Origin of the sequence: Streptohalobacillus salinus (assembly GCF_003201605.1) — a bacterium.
GTDB classification, from domain to species: Bacteria; Bacillota; Bacilli; order Bacillales; family Amphibacillaceae; genus Streptohalobacillus; species Streptohalobacillus salinus.
This window is the reverse complement of the sequence record NZ_QJJR01000024.1, coordinates 1-6,923: the sequence shown is the minus strand read 5'-3', so window position 1 is coordinate 6,923 and position 6,923 is coordinate 1. Positions and strand designations below refer to the sequence as shown.

General features: G+C 33.5%; 3 protein-coding genes and 2 pseudogenes. 3 read left to right on the top strand and 2 right to left on the bottom strand.

Annotation, left to right across the window (positions count from 1 at the left end; genetic code table 11):
• Nucleotides 1-828 precede the first annotated feature (828 nt).
• Nucleotides 829-2,472: a Sau3AI family type II restriction endonuclease gene (locus DES38_RS11730; protein ID WP_110252268.1), complete on the top strand. Its 1,644-nt coding sequence runs from the start codon at nt 829-831 to the stop codon at nt 2,470-2,472.
• A gap of 316 nt (nt 2,473-2,788) precedes the next feature.
• On the opposite strand, the pseudogene DES38_RS11725 reads toward DES38_RS11730, so the two are convergent.
• Nucleotides 2,789-2,887, bottom strand: a pseudogene (locus DES38_RS11725) (IS66 family transposase); the annotation flags it as partial.
• 76 nt (nt 2,888-2,963) lie between these two features.
• On the opposite strand from DES38_RS11725, the gene DES38_RS11720 reads away from it, so the two are divergent.
• A complete protein-coding gene (locus DES38_RS11720; protein ID WP_110252267.1) occupies nt 2,964-3,203 on the top strand; it encodes a hypothetical protein in 240 nt (79 codons plus the stop codon).
• Nucleotides 3,204-4,247: 1,044 nt separating this feature from the next.
• Nucleotides 4,248-5,516 (top strand): DNA (cytosine-5-)-methyltransferase, encoded by a 1,269-nt coding sequence (gene dcm / locus DES38_RS11705; RefSeq protein WP_110252264.1) that lies wholly within the window; start codon nt 4,248-4,250, stop codon nt 5,514-5,516.
• A 479-nt stretch (nt 5,517-5,995) separates the two neighbouring features.
• Here the strand turns inward: dcm and DES38_RS11700 are convergent.
• Nucleotides 5,996-6,808 (bottom strand): annotated as a pseudogene (locus DES38_RS11700) (IS3 family transposase); the annotation flags it as partial.
• Nucleotides 6,809-6,923 lie beyond the last annotated feature (115 nt).

Sequence of the window (6,923 nt, the reverse complement as noted above, 5' to 3'; positions counted from 1 at the left end):
TTAAGTGGTAAGTAGCTTGGCAAACAGTGGTACAATTGTTGGCAATCACTGGACATAAACTTGGCAAGCCTGGTAAATATCATTGGCAATAGTCATGTAGAAAAGTCTTGCAAAATACAGTTCATCACAAGTTTTCGACAAGCACTAAAGGACAAAGATAGTCTTAAGTTTCACGAACTCATTTTATATGAGAAATATCAACAGGATCCATTAACTACACACTTCATTTCAAAACTATTATCTGATTTCCCACCTACCTTAAATGCCATAGAACTTTATGAAAACAATGGCTTCCTAGAAGGTCAAGTTAATCGATTGAAAACAATTAAACGCATGTTGTATGGAAGAGCAAGTTTCCCTCTCTTACGTCTAAGAATTCTCTATCAACCATAATTTCAAAAAATAAACGAATTTATATTTATTAGGTGCATGTATTATCCCCAAAATTGCGTAAGAACCAGTTCCCTATTGCCAAATACACACTCGCGATAAAGAAAGGATTTAAAGTGTGGATTATTTGATGCTTACGTATATCTGGAGATAGTACAGAGTTGTCTGGAATTTAATCTAGACAACTCTTTTTTATTACTATATACTAAAGACATATATCGAAAATGTAAAAAAGTGGATTAAAGACGTTGAACTAGACTACTTTTTAAGGTTTCAATCATCTAATTCCAATTTTTATTGTTATAAACTTTCAGAGTATCTTTCTTTTACAATTTCCCTCTCAATGACAATGATAGTAATGTTCGACTACCACTTATCAGTGTCACTGAGATATTTAACTAACTATTGTTGTTCGTAGTATTGGAGGAGTGGGTTAATTTGAGTAGTGTCTATAATACTAAAGAGAAAGTACATAATAGAGCATTAGAAGTGGTTGGCAAGACGCTTGGAGAAATTGATGTAAAAAGCACTATGAATGTGAAAAATAAGTCTTATCCAGGCAATGTAATAGAACAAATCTGGTACGATCATCCTGCAGATAATCATGCCGAACCAGACTTTCCAGAAGCTGGCGTAGAATTAAAAGTAACTCCCCTGGATAAACAAACAAAAAAAGGTAAAAAGAAAAAAGTCACAGAATTAATTGCTGGAGAGAGACTTGTTTTAAATAAAATTAATTACAAAAATGAGTATGGAAAATCCTTTGAACAAAGCTCATTTTGGCATAAGAATAAAATGATTGAATTAATTCAATATTATAGACGTGATGTCTCGCATAAGAAGAAAATTTCCAGCGGTGAAATGATTGAGGATAAGACAAAATTTCAAGTACTATATGCCAATCTGCTTTCAATGACTGAGTTTGAAGGTTTTCACCTACCTAAAGATACTATAATAGAAATTCCTGAGAAAGATTTAGAAATAATAAAGCAAGATTGGAATAAAATAGCCGAATATATAAACTCTGGTAAAGCTGAACAATTATCAGAAGGGCTTACATATTATCTAGGGGCATGTACAAAGTCAGCCACTGGTGATGATTTCACAAAACAGAAGCATACAGATGTCTATGCAAAACCTAGAGCTTATTCATTTAAATCTAAATTCATTAATGAACTCATAAATAGTCATATTATTGGACAAGAACATACCGAAGCTATTAGTAGTATTGTAAAAGATGTTAGTGAGCTAGAAAAGAAAACCCTTGAGGAAATTATTGTCTCTCGTTTCACTCCCTATTACGGTATGAAACAAAGTGAATTGATTGAAACTCTTGGTATCAAAGTAGGTGAAAGTCAACAAAAAAATATCAATAACATGATAATCCGTGGAATTCTTAACTTGCCAACCTCTGCAAACGAAGTCACATCAGAAGAAATCGAAAAAGCAGAGATTAGTTTAAAAACTATAACTTTAGAGATGGGGCAACCAAGAGAACATTTTAAATTTATGGGGATTCCTTCATTTCTTGAACTAGTTAAAGAATCTTGGGAGAAATCAAAAGTTTATGATTTCTTTGAAAGAAAAAAATTTCTATTACTAGTCTTTAATAATCTTGGTAAAAAGAAAAAAAATAGTGGTTCTGACAACACAAACCCTGAGGATATTATTTTTGTAGGCGCGAAATTTTGGAATATGCCAGTTTCCGACATAGATGGACCAGTAAAAGAAGTTTGGAAAACTGAGTTAGAAAAACTAAAAAATGGTGTTGAACTAAAGTTTATAGATAATAAAAAAATCATAATAAAAAATAATTTTATTAATCCATCCCTGGAAAATATTTTATGCCTTCGCCCAGATGCCAGTCTTGCTCAATATAAGTCAAAATACTATAAAGACGTTATAGAGAAAGGGATTCCTAAAAGGAAGTTAATGAATAACTCTGTTAAATTACCCCATCCAGCAAAATGGATAAATCGGCCTGACAACGAAAAAGAAAACTATTCAGATGATTATATTACAAAACAAGCTTGGTGGTTAAGTAAAGAATATATATATGAGCAAATTAAAGATTTGTTATAGAATAATTTTATGAAAAAAGCTTACCGAAAGGGTGTAAGCGTCAAATAGCCCACACCTATCATTCAGGTCTGGGCTCATGTTAATATTGGCTTATTCCCTTTTCGGCACTCTGCAAAGATTAGGGATTTCTTATATATTTCTCAATCAACGTTGCGCGGATGCTTCTAAAATCAGCTGACTACTTATCAAACATTCTTTTTGTTGCTCCTCAAGCGTAAAACTTTTAACTTGGTCTCAACACTGCATAACTTATTACAGAGCGCTAATCCTGTATTCGGAGTGAAACGTAAGTTTTCAGCACCTTCGAATAGTGCAGTTAAAGCACCTTTAAATTTTTACGTACATGAGCCCAACAACCTGCCAGCGTCACATTTGGAAGCGCTCGATATCCTGCATAACTATAAATGTGTAAACAACCCTTATAATTAAAACAAAATAGACAATAAAGATGTTAATAAAATTAATACCTATTTTGATGAAGGAGTGTATCCATGAATGTTATTTTTGTAAATGCTTATACGCAAGGTTATATTAATGAGTTCAATAACGTTTCAGAAGATAAAATTAGAGATATGATTAAAAATTTCAAACAGTCTTCAGAACTTTCTAAACCTGTCTATATTAGTACATTCAAAAACACTTATGTGAAAGTACAATTTTTAAACTCGATTAAAATTGAAACAGATAAAAGAAAAGAATTTTACAAATTATTTTTCCAACCACTCCATTAAGTATTAAAAATATTTTAAATCGATTTTGTACCACTGAACAATATCAAATATTTTACATTCACATTTCCATCCACATGCTGTATGAAGACTATCATTAAATTATTTAAAGTCACTAGTGTCGCATGAAAAATCCAGACTCTTTTAACAACATTCATAATCTTCTGAAAGTGTGTTTTATACAAAAAACCTTTATAATGATTAGATGGTAGTAAAACAATCCAAATCCAAAATAAAGGACAAACAAATGGATAGGTTTACTGGAAAAACATCATTTGAACAATGGTTTTCGCGAATTTCTTCATATTTTTTAGAAGATGACTACTGCCAATGATATCTACCAGGCGGGGATGCGGACATAATCTTGGACAACTATATGTACGCATCCCCACCTGGTACATTTTCAATGCAATATTTATCTCAAATTCTTTTTTCATTTCATTAATACTTTTGCCTTGATGTGGTTCGAATTTTTCTTTTTGTGATTTCTTCAATATTGCTGTTTTTTAAGGAGAAGGAATTCTTCATAATAGATTTAATAGTTTCATTTCCAAGTACATACTTTCTCAATATTGAGGTCATGTATCCGGACTTCATTGAATAAGCTCGTTGTTTTGCTGGTAAGGTTGAAATCGAAATGTACCAGATTTCGCTCCCCTAGTACATAGAGAAAGATAGTTAATCGCTCACTTAATTCATTTGCCCTTCCCCCCTTAACATAATCTGTGATTATGAACTCTAAATACAATGTAAAATTCCCCCTATTTCCCACTACCTCTGATTGTATGTAAATCACTACAATTAATTCCATAATAAAACATTCTATTCAATCACAAATCTATAAATCTAAATTCGCATTAAAAATAATTCCCTGAAAATGTTTGATTCTCCCATTTCATACTTGTATTCTAAAATATATTATAAAAACAAAATTATAGAGATAAGTATGTGTTCTTGATCTTTTTAAAGAAAGTGTGTATAATAAGTCATACAGAATTCAATTGTTTTATACAGTAACTCAAAGAAATCAGGGAAGGGATTATAATTATGAGTAAAGAATTAAAAATATTAGAGTTATTCGCAGGTGTAGGAGGATTCAGATTAGGATTTGAAACATCAGATAAAAATTTATTCAAAACAAAATGGGCTAACCAATGGGAACCCTCAAAAAAGAGTCAGGATGCTTTTGAAATATACAATTATCACTTTAAAGATAGTCAGAATACAAATAAAGATATTCAAGAAATTTCCGATGAGGAGTTTGAAAAAATGGATGCAGATATTATTGTAGGTGGATTTCCATGCCAAGACTACTCTGTTGCTAGAAGCAAAAAAGGTGAGCTCGGGATTGAAGGCAAAAAAGGTGTTTTATTTTGGGAAATAATAAGAGCAGTCACTCAAATTAAACCACAATATCTGGTCCTTGAAAACGTAGATCGATTATTGAAGTCACCTTCTAATCAACGTGGACGTGATTTTGCAGTAATGTTAGCGGCATTTAATGAGTTAAACTATTCTGTTGAGTGGCGAGTCATCAATGCAGCTGATTATGGAAGAGCACAGCGAAGAAGACGTGTTTTCTTCTTTGTCTACAGAAACGATAGTGAGTTTGCAATTTCCGTCGATAAAGACCAAAAGTTAGATGGTCCAGGCATTGCTAAATATGATGATTATATATTTGGAAATGGATTATTTGCACGACAATTCCCCATTCGAGCAGAAGCTGTTAAAAATCGTCGGGAAGAATATAATTTACCTTCTGACATTGTAAAAGTATCTGATGATTTTTCTGGTAAAGTATGGAACTCTGGTATTATGAGATATGGCCAATACTTAACTATTGATACAGCATCAACAATGGAAGAACCACCTATAACTCTAGGAACCATTCTAGAAAGTGAAGAAACTATACCATCGAAATACTATATAACAGATAAAGAACGACTCGAAAAATTTAAATACTTACGCGGCCCAAAGAAAATTGAACGCACATCTTCAACTGGCCACAAATATATTTATTCAGAAGGCGGAATGTCTCCGACAGATCAATTAGATCTTCCAAGTAGAACAATGTTAACATCTGAAGGTACACTAAATCGATCAACTCACTTTATTGAAGTTAATGGTAGGTTTAGATTATTAACGCCTGTTGAATCTGAACGTTTACAGGATTTCCCTGACAATTGGACTAAATATAAAATTGATAAAACCGGAGTTGTGAGCGAAGTATCAGATCGAATGAGAATGTTTTTTATGGGAAACGCACTTGTCACAGGTATAGTCAAAAGAATAGCTGATGAAATAAGGAAAATATAGAAAGTAAAGAATTATAGACAGAGCCTCTAACATTATCCTGATTAGTGTTAGAGGCTCTGTTTTATGAATAATTGGATTTTTGATTCATATTTAGAATTAAAAAATAAGCTTACAACCGGGATTCCAGATAATTTATAACGAGGGAATCGGGATATCCAGGTTATAGAAAAAACCATAATAAGTAATTCTTGTATTCTGATGCATCCATCTTACTTGGTATGCCAACACAAAACTGCACAACTTTTTTAAGGAGCGAAACTCAGACTATCGCTTCTTAGTATTTTAAATGCTTATATTAGCACTGCTAGCTTATTGTCACTTGACTGTCGCTCTGCTCGCATGCAATCGAGTTCGGCAACCAGATGATGAAAACATCTGGCTCTGCCATACAGGCTAGCACGCTCGCCTCTCCAAATAAAGTGCGTGTCTTTTTATGATGCGGAGTGAACCGCTCTGTTTTTCTTATATTCAGCGGGCGTTTAATAGCCTAATAAACCATGTATCCTGACGTTGTTATACCAATTAACATAGTCGAATAAACCAAGGTCTAACGCTTCTTGCGAAGCAAACTGCTCATATAAAATAAATTCTGTTTTTAGTGTTTTAAATGCAGCTTCTGCAACGGCATTATCGTAAGGTGTTCCTTTTGCTGAGAGTGAACGTTCGATACCGAAGGTATCTAATGCTTCATCAATACTTTTATTTTTGAATTCACTCCCTCTATCGGTGTGGAATAATTTAAGACGATGTAGATTCGTTCTTAGTGAGCGGGAGGCACGAGTGACAAGCTCTGCGGTCTTGTTTGGTCCAGAGCTATGACCAATAATTTCACGGTTAAAGAGATCAATTAATACACAAATATAGTGCCATTTTTGATCGACTCTGACATAAGTTAAATCGCTGACAACCACTTCAAGTTCTTCGCGATTATCAAATTCACGATTTAACGTGTTCGTTGTCACATCTTCATTCACTTTAGATTTTTGCGGCTTGAACTGAGCTTTTGTATATTTTGACACTAAGCCTTGTTCTTTCATGATTCGGCCAATGCGGCGTCGAGATACCTTGTAACCTAGATTGTCTAGCTCTTCTTTGATTTTACGACCACCGTAGATAGGACGGCTCGCATGAAAGATTTTTATAATGGCTTCTGTGATGGCTTTATCTCGATTATCACGTTTGGTCGCGACGTAGTAATACGTCGCTCGAGGGACTTGTAACAGCGTACACATCGCTGATATCGAATACTTGTGACGGTTGTTTCTTATCACATTTATTTTCGTCCCATGATCATGTAACTGCTAAACTAAGATGGGTTCTTACGCAATTTTGGGGATAAGGGGTATTTAAAACAGGGTATAGTATAGTAAAAGGGGTGATTGTTATGCTTCATTCTATCACGAAACT